Raw genomic sequence first — 16,320 nt, forward strand, 5'->3', positions numbered from 1 at the left:
GGCGCCGGGCCGCGGGCGCCATGCGGTGCGATCCCCGAACAGGTCGCCGGAGAGCTCGGCGTCAGCCGCTCCACGCTGTACCGGGAGCTACGCAAGCACCGCCAACACCTTGCGACGCCTGCCACCGATGACGGACTCTGGTCGTAGTCGTCCATACGCACGGGCGGAGTACACAGCTGCCCTACCTTGCTGCTCCTGTGGTCCGCGGGGTGCGAAATGAAAGTCGAACTGATCCAACAGGCCGCCAACGTGCTGTTCGGCGTCCCGGACGATGTGCATGACGAGATCATCACGCTCATCACAGCGGTGACCCGGGCCCCGAAGCTACAGGCTCCGGAGCTGGCCGCAGTGTTCGGTGAATGGTGCTGGCTTGTCTACACCAGCCACGGTGACGTGATCGAAGTGCTGGACGTCGGCTGCGCCCGGTGACGTCAGCGGCATCCGGCTCGTACTCATCGGCGGGTTCGTGATCGCCTCAGCGACTGCGGAGAGCGGGCAGGCCACGCTCCAAGTACTCCTGCGGGGCGTCCCAGTGCGCGAGGCCATGACCGCCGACCCTCTCGCGGCCGCAGCCGACACCACCGTCTTCGGCTTCCTCGTCGACCCCGCTTTCCGCTACGTGGGCTGCCTCGATTCGGTGCCGACAGGACGTCCCCGCTCATGGCCCCGTGCTGAAGCCGGAAAGAGTATGGAGGAGAGGGCACAACGATGGCGCGGATCCTCGTCAACGGCGACGACGTCGTAATACGTCTGCCGTGGTGGGAGAAGGCGGCCGCAGGCCGCGCCACTGTTCGCCCAGCGTCACGAATTGCCAGGTCAGTAGCTGCAGCCGCCCGGATCGATCCGCCCTACGTCAACGTTTCGTCAGATGCCGATGCGCGGGGATCAACGATGCGTCAGGGGCAACCCGGCGAGGACGCGTCACCGTCTAGTGTCGCGACAAGCGCGCACTTTTCCGGCAGGCAGCCGGGACGGGCGTGGCGAGCCGGGCGTAATCGAACGGGTGGAAACGGGGGAGACAGCAAGATGGGACGGGGAGGGCCGGAGCAGGCCGCCGTACTGGATGTCGGGTGCCACAGCGCACTGCTGACGGTGGTCCGGTGGCGGTCGGGTGCAGGGCTGGAACCGGTCTTCTCGTACAAGGTACGGCTACGGCTGCAGGAGGCGATCGACCGCCGAGGTCGTATGAGCGAGGCCGGAATCGCCGGCGTGCAGCGCGCCGTGGCCGAGGCGATGACCGCCGTCCGGTTCCGCAGCCCGCCGACCGTGTTCCCCTGCGCGACCTCGGTGATCCGGGACGCGTCCAATCGGGAACAGGTGATCGCGCAGGTGGCTCGTGCCACCGGCACCAGGCTGAGAGTTCTGCCCGGTGAGGAGGAAGCGCGCCTGGCCTATGTGGCGGCCCGGCAGTGGACGGGTTCCGAGACCGGCCCGCTGCTGATGCTGGACATCGGCGGCGGCACCGTGGAGGTCGCCTCGGGCCGGGGAACGCAGCCCCGCGTCGTGCTTTCGCTGCCGCTGGGTGCCCGGAGGATCACCCGGGACTGGCTCCCGGGCGGCACCGTCCCGTCCGCGGGGCGCCTGGAGGAGGTACGGGAGTGCCTCGGCCATGCCCTGGGTAAGGTACCCGGCCTGCCGGTGGCCGCACGGGACGGGCGCGTCGTCGCCTGTTCCAAGACCTTCGAGCAGCTCGCTCGGCTGGCCGGCACTCCACCCCTGCGTAGCGAACCTCATGCCGGGTGGCGGCTGACGCTGCCCCAGTTGCGGCGGTGGATCCCTGTGCTGGCCGGAGCGGATCCCGTCCGGCGTACCCGCTTGCCGGGCATCTCCCGGCACCGTGCGGGGCAGTCCCTGGCCGGCGCTCTGGTTGCCGAGGCTCTCCTCATGGCGTGCGAGGCCGAGAGCGTCCACATCTGCCCTTGGTCCACCAGGGAAGGCCTGCTGTTGGAGCAACTCGGCGTGGTCTCCCCAGCACCCCGGCATGACCTGCCTCTCGTCGGCTGACCGGGCAAGCTCAGGGGGTGCGGGAGGCGGCGACTGCCTCGAACTCGCCGCCTTCGGCGGCGCCATCCGCCTCCGCGAGAGGAACGCCCCGACGCAGTCGCCCTGCTGTCCCCGCGCCAACTTGCCGCGTCTGTACGCGCCGTCGAAGCAGACACGGACGCGTTCAGTCCCGGCGGATCGTGATCGTCGTCCAGAGCCCGACGTGTACGCGGTCACCGTCCTTCAACGGCACTGGCACGAAGGGGTCGATGGGGTCCTCGGCGCCGTTCACCGTGGTGCCGTTGGTGGAGTTCTGGTCGATGAGGGGCCAGGTGGAGTCGGGTTGTTGGATGCGGAGGGCGTGTTTGTGGGACACGCCCGGGTCTTCCGGGGCACTGGCGAGGTCGATGTCGGGGGTTGAGCCGGTGGACCGGCGGCGACGGCCGATGGTGATCACGACGCGGGTGAGGGGGATCTGGAGTTCGGGGGAGTGGCGAGCCGTCAAACACCTCCCCCGGGAAAAGCTCTTTCAGGAAGTACGGGTGTGACGTCCTCTGCGTCGCACGCGTCCCTCGGCGTCCGGCGCACCTACACCTCGATGTGCGAGCCCATGATGACCGTGCGGTCGCGGGGCAGGCTGAAGTACTCGGCGGCATCAGCCGTGATGTAGGAGGTGGCGATGAACAGCCGCTTGCGCCAGGGCGCCATCGTCGGTGCCTTCCCGCGACGGAGCTCGATCTTCGACAGGAAGTAGGACGCCTCATCGAGTTGCAGAGGTCCTTCGGTGTCGGCCGGGTCGAGCATGGCCAGTGTGCCGGGCACGTCCGGTGTCTCCATGTAGCCGAACCGGGCGGTGACGTGGATGATCCCGTCGTCGGCGTACCCGAGGTCGTCGACGACGATCCGCTGCTCGGCCGGGACGCGGGGCACGGGCTCGGTTTTGATGGACAGGATCACGACCTGGTCGTGCCGCACGTGGTTGTGCTCGACGTTGGCCCGCATGGCCAGGGGTGCGGTCTCCTTGCCCCGGTTCAGGAAGACGGCCGTGCCGGGCGCCCGGAGCGTCGGCTCCTGCCCCGAGCGGAGGTGGTCGATGAACTCAGGCAGCGGACCTTCCTGGCGCGCTCGTTCCGCGGTGACGAGTTCGCGGCCGCGCTGCCAGGTCGTCATGACCGTGAACGCAGTGAGGCCGATCAGCAGCGGCAGCCACGCGCCGTGGACGAGCTTGGTCAGGTTGGCCGCCACGAACAGCAGGTCCACGAACAGCAGCACCGTCGCCCCGATGGCGAGCAGCCACCGGGGCGTGCCCCATTTCGCGCGGGCGACGTAGAAGAACAGCAGGGTGGTGATGGTGATCGTGCCGGTGACCGCCATGCCGAACGCGAAGGCCAGCGCCGCGGAAGTGCGGAAGGCGAAGACCAGGGTCAGCACCGAGACCATCAACAGCCAGTTGATCCACGGGACGTAGATCTGGCCGATGGTGGATTCGGACGTGTGCGCGATCCGCAGCCGCGGCAGGTAGCCGAGCTGGGCCGCCTGGGAGGCGACCGAGTACGCGCCGGTGATCACTGCCTGGGAGGCGATGACGGTGGCAGCCGTGGCCAGCAGAACCATCGGCCACCGTCCCCAGTTGGGCGTGAGCAGGAAGAACGGGCTGCTGATGTTGTTCGGATCGTCGAGGATCAGAGCGCCCTGGCCGAGGTAGCTCAGTACGCACGCTGGGAAGACGAGGAACATCCAGGCGCGGGTGATCGCCCGACGGCCGAAGTGCCCCATGTCGGCGTAGAGCGCCTCAGCACCAGTGACCGCGAGTACGACCGCGGCCAGGGAGAAGAACGCGGTACCCCAATGGCCGAACAGGAAGCCCAGCGCGTACGTCGGTGACAGCGCCCTGAGGATGTCCGGATGGTCGGCGATGCCGGCGACGCCGCACGCGCCGATGGCCACGAACCAGGCGATCATGACCGGCCCGAACACTCGGCCCACTGCCGCGGTTCCCCGGCGCTGCACCAGGAACAGCACCACGATGATCACCGCGGTGATCGGCACGACCGCGCTTCCCAGCGACGGCTCGACGACCTTGAGTCCTTCGACCGCGGACAGCACCGAGATCGCCGGGGTGATCATGCTGTCACCGAAGAACAGCGACGCACCGAAGATGCCGAGCGCGGCCAGTACGACGGCGGCCCGAGGCCCACGCTGTGAACTCCACCGCCGCAGCAGGGTGATCAGCGCCATGATGCCGCCCTCGCCGTCGTTGTCGGCGCGCATCGCCAGCAGCACGTAGGTGACCGTGACGATGATCATCACTGACCAGAACACCAGCGACACCACCCCGTACACGTTGTCCGTGGTGACCGGGACGGGGTGCGGGTCGCTCGGGTTGAACACTGTCTGGAGGGTGTAGATCGGGCTGGTGCCGATGTCGCCGAAGACCACGCCGAGAGCACCGATGACCACCGCAAGGCGCACCGTGTCGTGCGTGCTCGCCCGACGGGCCTCCGGTGCCCGCGACGCGGATCCGTCATCCGACGCGGTTCCCTGTTGGCGATTGGACATCGTGCTCCTCCTCCGTGCCGTCCGCCGAGCCGCGGACCAGGGGCATCGGGGCGGACGATACCGATCCCCTGGCGTGACCGTCGGCAGGGGCGCCGCTTCGTCTTGAGCGGCGTCTGCCGACGTGGCCTTCGACGGGGCAGGACCGTAGGGCAGAGGAAGGTCGGCGGTGAGGGCGGAGACGCACGAAATGCCTGCCGGACATCGCGGCCGCCTGAGGGAAGCCTGGGACCGGAATCATCCGTGCGAACGCCGGGGACGCGGGCCTGGGTGGACGGTGCGGGTACAGGGAGCCGGTCTGCCGACGTTCATTCGCAACCCTCTCGTGCCGCGCCTGGGCCGGAAGACGCTGACCGGGCCGGCGTGGCGCGACTTCGAGAAGTTCGCCAAGGACGTGCAGGCATCCGGTACGGGGCCGACGGCGTCCACGGTCAATGACCGCATGGTGCGATGTCACGATCGGTTGAGGCGGAAAGGGCCGTGCTCAGGCCGCGTCGGCCGGGGCGGGGGAGGGGGCTTGGATGCCGTCGAGGAGCTGCCCGAAGGTGATGTTCTTGTCGGTGGGGCCGTAGTCGAGGGCTTCGAGCAGGGCGTTCCAGCGTTCGGGCCGCGTGCCACACTGGGCGAGCAGGTGGGGCAGGGCGAGGTGGGGTTCGCTGCGGGCGAGGACTTCGTCGGCGGGCAGCCGGCGCAGGTGGTGCACGGTGGGGTGGCGGGAGTTGAGGACGGCCCGGTACACCTCCCGGTCGGTCCAGACACCTTCGGTCGCGGGGGCGTCCAGCCAGGACTGCAGCACAGCGCCCGGGTCGGGGTGGTGGTCGAGTTCGTCGTCGGTCAGCAGACGCAGTACGGCTTCGTTGTCGTCGGCCGGGGCGAGGGCGGTCGCGGCGGTGCGCAGCCAGTCGGGGATGTCGTCCTGGTGGCAGATCCAGGTGAGTTCGAGCGGGTGCCGGGCAAGTCCGGTGACGAGGCCCGGGGTGGGGCGGTGGGTGCGCAGAATCGCGGGCAGGTCGGCGGCCGTGACCACGCCTTGGTCGGCGAGGTCGGCGAGCTGCCCATCGTCGGCCTGTTCCAGGGGCCGCCGGCGCAACGCTGGGTCGGTCGTGCGTAGTAGGAGGGCGGGCAGCGCGTCCGCGAAGGCCTTCTTGCGCCACTCCTCGCGGCGGTCGTAGACGTCGTGGATGGCGCGGGTCGGCGCGCACAGCGCCTCGATCACCGAGGGCAGTGCCTCGTCCGGCAGCCCCTCTGTGACGGCGAGTTGCTGCCTGAGGCGACGTTACGCGGCGACGGCCACCCACCGGTCCGGAACGGGGTAATACGCCGGCAGGTGCAGCGGAAGGCCGCTGTCGGCGGGTGGTCTGGAGGATGAACAGGGCTGCCGGCACGTTGAGATGAGGCGAACGGGGTGGGCGTACGGCGTTGCGCAGTGGCGGGTTGTCGGGCGCGGACCGTCGGCAGATCCAGACGGCTGGGGTCGTTGAGTGGTGTGTCCCCGTCGACGAGTTCCCGCGCCACGGGCGGCGGCGCGTGCCGGGACGCGGCACTGCGCCGTGGCTGCGGCCTCGTCGAGATCCGCGCCGCCCTTCACAGAGGACGCATACGGCCGCGCTGCGGGCGGCGACCGGCCAGGCCGTCACTCCTGCGGCGTCTGCCGGATCTTGGCAAGCGTCAGGACACCGCCGCCGATGCCCCATCCGGCGTCGGCGACCTCTTCGACCAGTACGAGGGTGGTGGCCCGGGCGCGGTCACCGAAGATCTCTGCGTACAGGTCGGTGGTGCGGGTGATGATCTGCTCCTTCTGCTCTGCGGTGAGGGCGCCGGCGGGGACCTTGAAGTTCGCGAATGGCATGGTGCTCTCTCTTCGTGCGGGGGCGCCGGAACTGCTCACCACGAGCAGGAGGCCGACCCCGATGGGGCAACCATCCGTCCGAGCCACCTGCTCTGACCAGGGCTGAGCCCACCCAGGGGTCACCAGCCCCTGGCTCGGACCCCGCCGGAGAGGCGACGATGAGCGGGTGAACCTTCCCGAACTTGCGGCGTTCCTCAGGACCCGGCGTGATCGGATCCGGCCGGCCGACGTCGGCCTGCCCGCCGGGCCCCGGCGCCGGGTGCCCGGCCTGCGGCGCGAGGAGGTCGCGCAACTGGCGGGCCTGTCGGCCGACTACTACACCGAGTTGGAGCGCGGACGCGGCGCCCAGCCCTCGTCCCAGACGCTGGCCGCCCTCGCCCGGGCGCTGCGGCTGGGCGGCGACCAGCGCGACCACCTGTTCCATCTCGCCGACCGGCCGCTGCCGGCATCGACGCACGGCGCGAGCGCGCGACACGTCCAGCCCGCCCTGCTCGGGCTGCTGGACCGGCTGGCCACCACCCCGGCCCAGGTCATCACCGACCTGCACGAGACCCTCGTCCAGAACGAGCTGGCCGCGGCACTGGTCGGCCGGGCTCCGGAGCCGCGCGGCCCCGCCACCGGCTTCGCGTACCGCTGGTTCACCGATCCGGCCGCCCGCGCGGTCTACCCGCCCGAGGACCATCCGCACCACTCGCGGGTCTTCGTCGCTGACCTGCAGGCAGTCGCCGCCCGCCGGGGCCGCGACACCGAGGTCGCCGGGATGACGGCCGCACTGCGGCGGCGCAGCGCGGAGTTCGCTGCCCTGTGGGACACCCACGACGTCGGCCTGCGCCGCACCGATCACAAGCGCATCGTGCACCCCGCGCTGGGCGTCATCGAGTTGGACTGCCACAGTCTGTTCAGCGAGGACGGCCGCCAGCGCCTCCTGTGGTTCACGGCCCCGCCCGGTACCGAGGGCGCCGCTCAGCTTGAGCTGCTCGGTGTCATCGGCACGCAGGACATGGCGGTGACCGAGAGCGCCTCCCGCACCGAAGGCGGCGTCCACGCGGACTGAGAGCGGACTGAGAGTGGATGGCCAGGCCCGGAGCCACCCGTGCGGCAGGCCCCGCCTCTCGTGGCCATCGCCAATGACGCACAGCAGAGCACCAGGCCCAGCGACAGCCCGGGCGAACAGGCGGGAGGGAAGATCGTGATTGTCTCGGCTCGCCTCGGGGCCAGGAGCCAATGCCGTGTGCTGGGTGTCTCGGATGTGCCGCGTGCGGCCGCGTTCTGGATGAAGGCCCTGGGATACGTCCCGCGCAAGGGCGTGGAAGGCGACTGGGCGGTGCTGGTCCCGGCGGAAGGGGTCGGAGTGCAGTCGGCACTCTACGACCGGGCACGCACCTATTCCGCGTGGCCGACGACAGCCCGGCCCGCATGGTCCTGAAGCCACCGGGTGAGGCGGACACGCTGCTGGTGACTCCCTGGGGCCCCTGGGCCGGTGGGGCGCGAAGGAAACGGAAGCTCATGTTCTATGACGTCGGTCACAGCGGCCCACCAACAAACCGGTGCACTTAGTAGACGCGGCATGGCAGACATCTGAGGATTTATCCGTCTTGGCCCGGATGTGGATCCTGTCGCGCGTCCCGGGATTCCGCCCGGTCGGCCCGCACGCCTGTTGCCCCGTGACGTAAGGCTTCTGACGCCGCGACAGATTCTCCTCCTGCCGCCATGTGCGGACCGGAGACCCGTGCACTGCCCTGGCGAGGTCCCGGGACCTACGAGGCGACGTAGTGGCGGGGCCCTTTGCGCTCCCTGTCGAGCCGTTCTAAGAATGTCGACCCACAGGACGTCGCCGCAGGTCGGAACCGGTGTTCACGCAGAGTCGACCGCGCACCGTGCGCTTGGCGTCACCGAGTGAGTAGGAGCCCCCCACATGAAGTCGTCCCGAACGTCCCCGAGACTCCTCGCCCTCGCTCTCGGCCTGGGTCTGGCCTCCAGCACGCTGGGCGCGGCGGTGTCGGCGAGTGCCCAGACGGCTGCCACCCCGTCCGCTGCCGCCGGTACCTCCGTGGCACGGTACGCCGGGTCGGTTGAGGAGGCCGCGAACAACAAGGCGTTCTTCGAGGCCGTGCTCAAGTCGGTCGCCGAGAAGCGCGCCGCCCAGCCCAACGCGCAGGCGGTGACCCTCTACTACGACGCCTCCCAGGCGCCGAGCTTCCGTTCGCAGATATCGAGCGCGGCCTCGATCTGGAACAGCTCCGAGTCCAACGTCAAGCTCCAGGAGGCGTCGAGCGGTGCCGACTTCTCCTACCGGGAGGGCAACGACCCGCGCGGGTCCTACGCCTCCACCAACGGCCACGGCGGCGGCTACGTCTTCCTCGACTACACCCAGAGCCAGCAGTACGACTCGGTCCGCGTCGTCACCCACGAGACCGGGCACGTGCTGGGCCTGCCGGACGACTACAGCGGGCCGTGCAGTGAGCTGATGTCGGGCGGCGCCGCCGGCCCGTCCTGCACCAACCGCTACCCGAACGCCACCGAGGCCTCGCGTGTCGACCAGCTGTGGGCCACCGGACTCGCGCAGTCCCCGGGCACGGTGACCGGCCCCGCTGACCAACCGAGCGCTACACCGCCGGTACGGACCGTGGCGCCGGGTCATGGTCCGTGGCATCGGCTCCACAGCAGGTCCTGGAGGTGAGTGCGTTCCCAAGCGGGAAGCGGCTCGCTGTCGAGGATGGCTTCAGGCACATGCTCAAGACGGTCGTCCGAGCACTCTTACAGGCTGGCCGGCTGACGCTGGTCCACGTGGGAAAGGACCTGTGGTGGCCCGTACCCACGTACGGTGTTCGGGTGTTCAATCGGCTTGAGGTCGGTGCGTTGCCCCCGGGGCCCCGATGGGCTGCCCAGTTGCGGTTCTGGGTTGATGGCGGGGAACTGGTGTCAGAGGTGGTCGGTGAGGGAGGTCGCGGCCCGTTTGCGGAGGAGGCGCTGCCCGTCGACAGCCACGGTCCCCTCTGGGCGACCGGCGAGGGGGGACGTGTAGTGCTGGGCGAGCCTGAGTGCACCGGCGGGTGCTGTGGCTACCTGTCCGTCTTCGTGCAGCGCCACGGCGGGATCGTGGAGTGGTCCCAGTGGCAGGTGCCCGTTGACAAGGTGCGGCCCCCAGCATTTCATTTCGACGCCGATCAGTACCACGCCGAACTCACCCGAGCACGGACGGACCGTCGGTGGCAGGTCCATACGGAGTGACTGACGCGCCGCGGAACGGCGACCCTCGTGATGGCGAACTGCACCAGCTCGACTCGCGAAGGTGCCATGTTCGCGGCCACTCAGTCGAGACAGAACTCGTTGCCCTCGATGTCCTGCATCCAGAGGCACGACTCGTTGTTGCCGTCGGCAAGCAGTAGTCGCACGCGTACCGCGCCGAGCGCGACCAGTCGTGCGCATTCGGCCTCGAGTGCGGCGACGCGGTCTTCACCCACGAGCCCGGTGCCGACCCGCACGTCAAGATGCAGCCGATTCTTGACGACCTTCCCTTCGGGAACGCGCTGGAAGTACAGCCGCGGGCCCACACCTGAGGGATCCATGCATGCGAACGCTGAACCCTGACGCTCAGGCGGCAGTGCGCGATCGAAATCGTCCCAAGTGGCAAATCCCTCCGGCGGCGGCGGTACGACGTACCCCAACACCTCGCACCAGAAACGAGCGACGCGCTCAGGGTTTGCGCAGTCGAAGGTGACTTGTATCTGCTTGATCGACGCCATCGGCCCATCGTAGAGGTGGGGGTCTTTCGTCGTCTCCACGTCCAGTGAGCCCGAGATCGACGACGAGGGTCGGTCGAGGAATCTGGCTTTACGTATTCACCCGCCGCTTCGCGCTTTTGGGCTGCGGCGGCCATGGCGGTCTCGATCGCGGCGACCTCGCCGAGCCGGCCCCCTCCCTGCGGCCAGGTTAGGTTCCCGGCCCCAGCCGCGAGCGCCCCGTCGCCGAGGTGCCCTGGCCATCCGCAGGCGGTCCTCGGCGACGTTGCGCCAGTCGGCCTGCGGAGGCCAGTCGGGAGGTGTCCATGAGTCAACTCGAACCCGCTGCGGAGTGCTCCGCTCGGTGACGGGGCCCCCAGTTAGGACGACATCTCGGGTACGGCCAGGGCCAGTTGCCGTCAGCCGCCGACGGGGCCGGTGTAGGTGCCGGGGTGCGTGGCGCCGTCCTGGAGCAGGACGCTGCCGCCGGGCCAGGCCAGGGTGGTCGAGGTGGTCTCGTTCGGCGGGGTGACGACGACCGAGGTGGCCTTGAACTCGGTGCCGCTGCCCTGGTTCCACGGCAGGAAGGTGATGGTGAACGTCGTGCTGCTGCCGGCGGCCAGGGTGACCTTCTTGGGCGTCGCACCGCTGCGGGTCAGCGACCAGCTGCCGCCGGAGGACTTCAGATCGACCCCGGGGAAGCCCTGGACGGTGCACGCGGCGGACGTCTTGTTCTTCAGCACCACGGCCAGCTGCTGCTGGTCGTCCGAGCTGCTGACCTTGCCGTCGCCGGAGCCGAACGAGAAGCCCAGCCCGGCGGTGTGGCAGCGGCCCGCGCCCGCGCCGGTGCCCCCACCGCTGCTGGTGCCACCAGTGCCGCCGGTGCTGGTGCCCGTACCGCTGCCTCCCGTGCTGCTGCCCGCATCCTTGGTGGCACCCGCGTTCTCGGCCGGGGCGCCGCCAGTCGCAGTGGCCGAGGCCGAGGAAGCCGGTGTGGACGACTGGTCGCCCGAGGCGTCGTTGCCGCTGCCGTTCCCGCAGGCGGTGAGCGTCAGGGCCAGCGCGGACGTGACGGCGAGTGCGGTGGCGGCGTGGAACTGGCGCATGGTGGTTCTTCTCCGTTGCATGAGGGGCGCCGGCGAGCGCCCTGTTGATCACCACAGTACGTGGTGATCCTCAACAGCCTTGTAACTGAGGCGTCCTGACCTGGCGTCAGCCATTCAGAAGGCTCTCGGCGCACTCGTCAGGTTCCGCGGTTCGCGTGCGACCGCAGTCGCCCGCCGCCGCCCACGCGTCGCCCGCCGTGACGTCCACAGCGTGGTGCAGCGTTCGCTCCGGATCGGTACTCATCAGCGGCGCATCAGGCGACCGTCCGCTCTCTCGAGGGCGAGGCTGCGACTTTCTTCCAACCATCCTCGTTTTAAAGGGACTTGTATGTATGGTCGGCTGCGGCTTCTCACCGGGAGGGGTCAACGCAGGGGGAGAACTGTGTCAGAGATATCCCGGCGGACCGTGCTGGGCGCCGCCGCCGGCACGGCCGCAGCGGCAACGCTTCTCACCACGGCAGGGACAGCGCACGCAGCCGCCACCGTGGACGACAAGAGCGACGACATCCGGCAGGCCACGAACCAGGAGACCGATACACCCATGGCCGTCACCACCGAAGAGCAGAAGTACGAAGCCTACGTGGCCAACAACGAGGGGGAATGGCTGACTCACGCCATCTTCGACCCCCACGCCGACATCGGCGACATGTGGGCCTTCGTCTGACTGTTGGGCGTGTCGGTCCCGAGAGTCGGTACGGCGGCTGTGGCACCGGCGCTGTGGGGACCGAATCCGCCTGATGCGGTCGGTCAAGACAGGATCTCGACGTATCCGTCGGTTCCGTGTACGCGGATCCGCTGCCCGTCCCGGATCAGCCGGGTGGCCTGCTCCACTCCCACGACGGCCGGCAAGCCGTACTCCCGGGCGATCACCGCGCCATGGGTCATCTGGCCGCCCACCTCCGTCACCAGGCCCGCGATTCCGACGAACAGCGGCGACCAACTGGGGTCCGTGAAGGTCGTGACCAGGATGTCGCCCGCTTCGAGATCGGCCTCCGCGATGTCAAGGACGACGCGGGCCCTCCCCTCGACGGTCCCGGCGGAAACCGGGAGGCCGATCAGGGCGCCGGCCGGCACGTCGTCGCGCCGGTACGCCCCGGTGACGGCCTCACCGTCGGAGGTGAGCACCCGGGGCGGTGTGAGCGCGTGGTACGACCGGAAGGCGTCCTTGCGAGGCTGGATGGACCGGCCGTCCACCTGGTGCGAGCGTACGACGTCGTGGAGTTCCTGGAACGTGAGGTAGAAGATGTCCTCCTTCTCAGAAAGCACGCCTGCCTGCACGAGGCGCTCGGCCTCCTCCAGTAGGGCCTGCTTGTAGACGAAGTAGCGGCTGACGATGCCGTACTTCGGGTACTCCCGGTAGCCGATGAAGGTTCTGACCCGGTCGATCATCCGCTTGGCCTCGTCGGCTTTCCGGTCCCCGTCCGGCAGGGCCCGCAAGCGTGACAGCACGTCCTGTTCCTTCTTCTGCGCCTTCTGTCGCCCTTGTTCGAAGCGCCGCTGGGCGGCGCCCGGCTCGAAGTTCCTGACGTTGTCGAGGATCACGGGCACGAGCGTGGTGGGGCGCTCGCGCCAACGTGGCCTCGTGATGTCGATCTCGCCGACGCAGCGCATGCCGTACCGGTCGAGGTAGGCCTCGATGGCGTCGCGCGCTTCGGTCCCGCCGGTGAGCTTCGCCAGCTCGTCCAGGAAGGCCTTGTCCTCGATGTACTCGACGCCCTGCAGGAACGCCACCACCTCCGAGTGCGGGCGGATCACGTCCGCGACGTCGAGCAGCGCCAGTCCCATCTCCGACGTGACGTTGTCGGGGGCGGACAGGGTGAGCGTGTCAGCGGCGTTCTTCTCGTCCAGCCACTCCTGCAGCGTGTCGTTGAGCCACCACGTGGCCTCCATCCCCGCCATGATCGCCTGCATGCTCAGTGGATCACTGAGGACCCGCTTGTGCTCCTCGAAGGCCTCCAGCAGGAAGTCGAACAGCGCCGGTCCGGTCTTCGTCCGGATGTCGCGCTCCAGGACGGCGATGGACACCTGGCTGCGCTCGATGAGCTCGGTGACGATGGCCGGGTCGGTCTCGATCGGGGCGGACGCACCGCCGGCCGGCGGCCCGCCGGGACCCGCGTCCGGGAGCGACGGGACGAAATCGTCGCGGTCGAGGACGGTCTCCAGAGCGTCCCTGATCAGCGGGTCGCCTCTCCCCATGGCGTCCAGGAGGCCGGATCGGCTCGCGGGCGAGGCCAGGCGCCGGGTGACGTCGACGAACAGCCTCCCGCCGGCCGTGTGCATCGGCACCATGGCCGTCAGCTGCCACATGGAGAGCCCCAGGGGCTTCATGGGGTCGGTCATCATCTGCCCATGACCAACGGAGACGTAGACGTGATTCTCCTGGTCGCCGGTCTCGGGGATGGGGAACAGCGTCGTGATCGGCCGGCTCTGAACGATCTGGAAGCCGCCATCGACCAGGCACCATTCGATGTCCTGCGGGCGGCCGAAGTGCGCTTCGATCCGCCGCCCGAGCTGCACGAGCCGCACGACCTGCGCATCCGTCAGCGCCGGCTGCTCCTGCCGCTGCGGGTCGATCGCCACTTCCTGCGTACCACCGGTCGGCAGGGCGTGAACGGCACGCTGTTTGGCGGCGATCGCCTTGGCGACGACTTCGCCGTGTCGCACCTTGAAGACGTCCGGGTTCACCAGGCCGGAGACCAGGGCCTCGCCGAGGCCGAAGCCGGCGTCCACGGTGGCGACCTTCCGGTTGCCCGTGACGGGGTCGGCCGTGAACAGGATGCCGGCCGCATGCGGGAAGACCATCCGCTGTACGACCACGGCCATGTGGACCGTACGGTGGTCGATGCCGTTCCGCCGGCGGTAGGTCACGGCCCGCTCGGTGAACAGCGAGGCCCAGCACCGGCTGACGTGCTGAAGGATCGCCGTCGGCCCCACGACGTTCAGGTACGTGTCCTGTTGGCCGGCGAAGGAGGCCGTCGGCAGGTCCTCTGCCGTCGCGCTGGATCGGACGGCGCAGGCGGCCTGCTCGCCGAGCTGGGCGAGCGCGCGGGTGATCGCCGCCGCGAGATCGCCCGGGACGGCGATCCCTTCGATGGTCCGGCGGATCTCCGCGCTGAGCGTGCGGATCGCCTCACGGTCGTCCGGGTTCAGGCGCGACAGCTGATCGAGCCGATCGTCGAGCGACGGTGTTTCCGCCATGATCCGCCGGAAGGCGTCCGTCGTCACGCAGAAACCACCTGGCACGCGGATGCCTTCGATCCGTGACAGTCCGCCCAGGTGCGCGCCCTTGCCGCCGACGACCGCGACCTGCGTCTCGTCAACCTCTTGAAGATCCCACACGTACCGCTCAGTCACTGCGGTACCTCCGAGGCAGCCGTGCTCCGCTGCACTGCGGTGGCCGATCGAATCACCGGCGCCTCGAACTCTGTCGAACCTCTTGTCGAGCACGTCATCGGCCGATACGTCGACAACAACACACGCACGTCGCGTCCCCATTTCCGCAGGTTGTGGCATCGGCCGACGATTCTGCGCCGTGACCCGGGTCTTGCGGCAAGCCCCCCAGTGCGCTATATGTTGAGACCGGCAAGGAGAGAGCTCTCCTTGCCTTTGCTTTTTGCCGTCCGCCGGAACTGACATGCTTCCCGCGAAGCGGTGTCACCGCCGTACGGGTCCCTCTGGAACCTGGGGCTTTGCGCACAGGGCTCGACGAGATCAGGATCGAGGTCCCGGGCCAACCCCGGCCATGCGCCGCGCAACGCTCTGTGCGGACAGGCCTTGGCCTGCGTCCGAGCGGGAATTGAGACGACGACGGCCCGTGCGGCACGCCCGAACATGCCGCACGAGCCCGATGTACGTCGGATCACGGCACCGGCGGAGTGGCCCGCCGTTGCCGGGCCGTCAGCGCTTGACCTTGCGGAAGGCGGCGTAGGCGTGGGTGCGCGGGCTGCCGAAGAGGTCCCAGAACCGGTCGCTCGCTTCGCCGAGGACGTTGACCTCCTCGACCTCGGTGGCCTCGGCCCACTCCTTCTGGCCCTCGGCGGTGGCCTCCATGTGACGCCACATGGCGTCCTCGTCGACGTACCGCTCGTGCTGGGTGTAGACGCCCTCGGCGTTCTTGTAGATGTTGTACGCCAGGACGTCCGGCTCCTTGTCCTCCACGATCGGGAGGATGTGCTCGATCGCCTTCTGGAACTGCTCCAGCTTGCCGTGCTTCACGCGGAAGCGGAACACCAGGTCGAGCTGGCCGTTGCTCATTGTGCTGACTCCTTCGGGGTGGGGCTTTGTCTCAGCGCGGCGAGTCTTGGCGAGTGCCAGTGACCCAAACCAAACGGTTTGGTTTGAAACATAGGCTCACTTCGAGATGCGCGTCAAACCAAATGGTTTGGGCCACCGTGCGACCGACTCCATCGGCGCCGATCGATGCTCTATGGCAGTCTCAGCTCGCGCGGGGGAACAGGCGCTCGACGGCGGTCACCAGGGCGGCGCGGCGGGCGGCGATGGACGGGTCCGCGGCCTGGTCCGCGGCGGCGCCGATCTCGGGCTGGCCCGCCCAGGTCGTGGCGATCTGGTTGATGAGCGCGAGCACGTCGACGGGGTCCCAGCTCGGGTCGAGCAGCCCGATGCGCTGGGCGTCGCGGAGTTGGTCGAGCTTGCGGGCGATGGTGGCCTGGAGGGGGCCGGTGGTGTCGGCGGCGGACCCGGTCAGTTCCAAGCGGCCCCAAGTGATCAGACGGTAGTGGTCCGGGTGGGCCGTGAAGTGGTCGAAGAGGACGCCGGCGTAGCCGGGCAGGTCGGCCGCATCCATCTGTGTGGCCTCGACGAACGCGTTGAGTTCGTGTTCGGCGACGTGCGCGTAAAGGGCTTCCTTGCTGCGGAAATAGGCGTAGACCCGCTCCTTGCTCGTCCTCGCCTGCTTGGCGATGCGGTCCACGCGGCCGCCGGCGATCCCGTGCCGTGCGAACTCCTCCTTGGCCGCGGCGATGATCCGCTGCCGGGTGGAGTCGGCGGAGTCGCCCGTGGTGGTGGCGTCCGAGGTCTGGCCGGGGGTGCTGGGGCGAGGCATGGGCCCAGGATAGGCGACCGAACCGTTCGGTTTGCATTGCGC

15 protein-coding genes and 1 pseudogene are annotated in these 16,320 nt (G+C 69.2%); 6 read left to right on the forward strand and 10 right to left on the reverse strand.

Going from position 1 to position 16,320, the window contains the following annotated elements; all coding sequences use genetic code 11:
* Nucleotides 1-216: 216 nt before the first annotated feature.
* Entirely contained in the window at nt 217-429 is a 213-nt protein-coding gene (locus tag ACZ7M3_RS47395; protein WP_095856578.1) for a hypothetical protein, read from the forward strand.
* A 597-nt stretch (nt 430-1,026) separates the two neighbouring features.
* Nucleotides 1,027-2,004: a Ppx/GppA phosphatase family protein gene (locus ACZ7M3_RS47400; protein ID WP_472072248.1), complete on the forward strand. Its 978-nt coding sequence runs from the start codon at nt 1,027-1,029 to the stop codon at nt 2,002-2,004.
* Between the two features lie 163 nt (nt 2,005-2,167).
* Here ACZ7M3_RS47400 and ACZ7M3_RS47405 read toward each other — a convergent pair whose 3' ends face one another.
* The 4 genes from ACZ7M3_RS47405 to ACZ7M3_RS47420 form a co-directional block, all read right to left on the reverse strand.
* Nucleotides 2,168-2,488: an FHA domain-containing protein gene (locus ACZ7M3_RS47405; RefSeq protein ID WP_472072250.1), complete on the reverse strand. Its 321-nt coding sequence runs from the start codon at nt 2,486-2,488 to the stop codon at nt 2,168-2,170.
* An 83-nt stretch (nt 2,489-2,571) separates the two neighbouring features.
* Nucleotides 2,572-4,542 (reverse strand): potassium transporter Kup, encoded by a 1,971-nt coding sequence (locus ACZ7M3_RS47410; RefSeq protein ID WP_472072252.1) that lies wholly within the window; start codon nt 4,540-4,542, stop codon nt 2,572-2,574.
* Nucleotides 4,543-5,023: 481 nt separating this feature from the next.
* A complete protein-coding gene (locus tag ACZ7M3_RS47415; protein ID WP_472072254.1) occupies nt 5,024-5,755 on the reverse strand; it encodes a hypothetical protein in 732 nt (243 codons plus the stop codon).
* A gap of 417 nt (nt 5,756-6,172) precedes the next feature.
* Complete coding sequence (locus tag ACZ7M3_RS47420; protein WP_057602221.1) at nt 6,173-6,388, reverse strand: tautomerase family protein; 216 nt, start codon at nt 6,386-6,388, stop codon at nt 6,173-6,175.
* Nucleotides 6,389-6,554: 166 nt separating this feature from the next.
* Here ACZ7M3_RS47420 and ACZ7M3_RS47425 point away from each other — a divergent pair, with 166 nt between their 5' ends.
* From ACZ7M3_RS47425 to snpA, 3 genes and pseudogenes are all read left to right on the forward strand, one after another.
* On the forward strand, nt 6,555-7,442 hold the full coding sequence (locus tag ACZ7M3_RS47425) for an MmyB family transcriptional regulator (RefSeq protein ID WP_472072256.1): 888 nt from the start codon (nt 6,555-6,557) through the stop codon (nt 7,440-7,442).
* Between the two features lie 219 nt (nt 7,443-7,661).
* Nucleotides 7,662-7,754, forward strand: a pseudogene (locus ACZ7M3_RS47430) (VOC family protein); the annotation flags it as partial.
* Between the two features lie 549 nt (nt 7,755-8,303).
* Nucleotides 8,304-9,068, forward strand: a complete 765-nt coding sequence (gene snpA, locus ACZ7M3_RS47435; protein ID WP_472072258.1) for a snapalysin — start codon at nt 8,304-8,306, stop codon at nt 9,066-9,068.
* A 242-nt stretch (nt 9,069-9,310) separates the two neighbouring features.
* Here the strand turns inward: snpA and ACZ7M3_RS47440 are convergent, their stop codons facing one another.
* The 3 genes from ACZ7M3_RS47440 to ACZ7M3_RS47450 all read right to left on the reverse strand — a co-directional run bounded on the left by ACZ7M3_RS47440 (nt 9,311) and on the right by ACZ7M3_RS47450 (nt 11,216).
* Entirely contained in the window at nt 9,311-9,478 is a 168-nt protein-coding gene (locus ACZ7M3_RS47440; protein WP_472072260.1) for a hypothetical protein, read from the reverse strand.
* 221 nt (nt 9,479-9,699) lie between these two features.
* A complete protein-coding gene (locus ACZ7M3_RS47445; protein ID WP_472072262.1) occupies nt 9,700-10,134 on the reverse strand; it encodes a VOC family protein in 435 nt (144 codons plus the stop codon).
* A gap of 395 nt (nt 10,135-10,529) precedes the next feature.
* Entirely contained in the window at nt 10,530-11,216 is a 687-nt protein-coding gene (locus ACZ7M3_RS47450; RefSeq protein ID WP_472072264.1) for a DUF4232 domain-containing protein, read from the reverse strand.
* A 382-nt stretch (nt 11,217-11,598) separates the two neighbouring features.
* Here ACZ7M3_RS47450 and ACZ7M3_RS47455 point away from each other — a divergent pair, with 382 nt between their 5' ends.
* Complete coding sequence (locus tag ACZ7M3_RS47455) at nt 11,599-11,880, forward strand: hypothetical protein (protein WP_472072266.1); 282 nt, start codon at nt 11,599-11,601, stop codon at nt 11,878-11,880.
* A gap of 83 nt (nt 11,881-11,963) precedes the next feature.
* On the opposite strand, the gene rph is transcribed toward ACZ7M3_RS47455, so the two are convergent.
* From rph to ACZ7M3_RS47470, 3 genes are all read right to left on the reverse strand, one after another.
* Nucleotides 11,964-14,570 (reverse strand): rifamycin-inactivating phosphotransferase, encoded by a 2,607-nt coding sequence (rph, locus tag ACZ7M3_RS47460; protein ID WP_472072268.1) that lies wholly within the window; start codon nt 14,568-14,570, stop codon nt 11,964-11,966.
* A gap of 543 nt (nt 14,571-15,113) precedes the next feature.
* Entirely contained in the window at nt 15,114-15,470 is a 357-nt protein-coding gene (locus tag ACZ7M3_RS47465) for a putative quinol monooxygenase (RefSeq protein WP_472072270.1), read from the reverse strand.
* Between the two features lie 181 nt (nt 15,471-15,651).
* The gene (locus ACZ7M3_RS47470) at nt 15,652-16,278 is read right to left on the reverse strand and encodes a TetR/AcrR family transcriptional regulator (protein WP_472072272.1); all 627 of its coding nucleotides are present in this window, start codon (nt 16,276-16,278) and stop codon (nt 15,652-15,654) included.
* Nucleotides 16,279-16,320 lie beyond the last annotated feature (42 nt).

Source organism: Streptomyces sp. NPDC111656 (assembly GCF_055656965.1).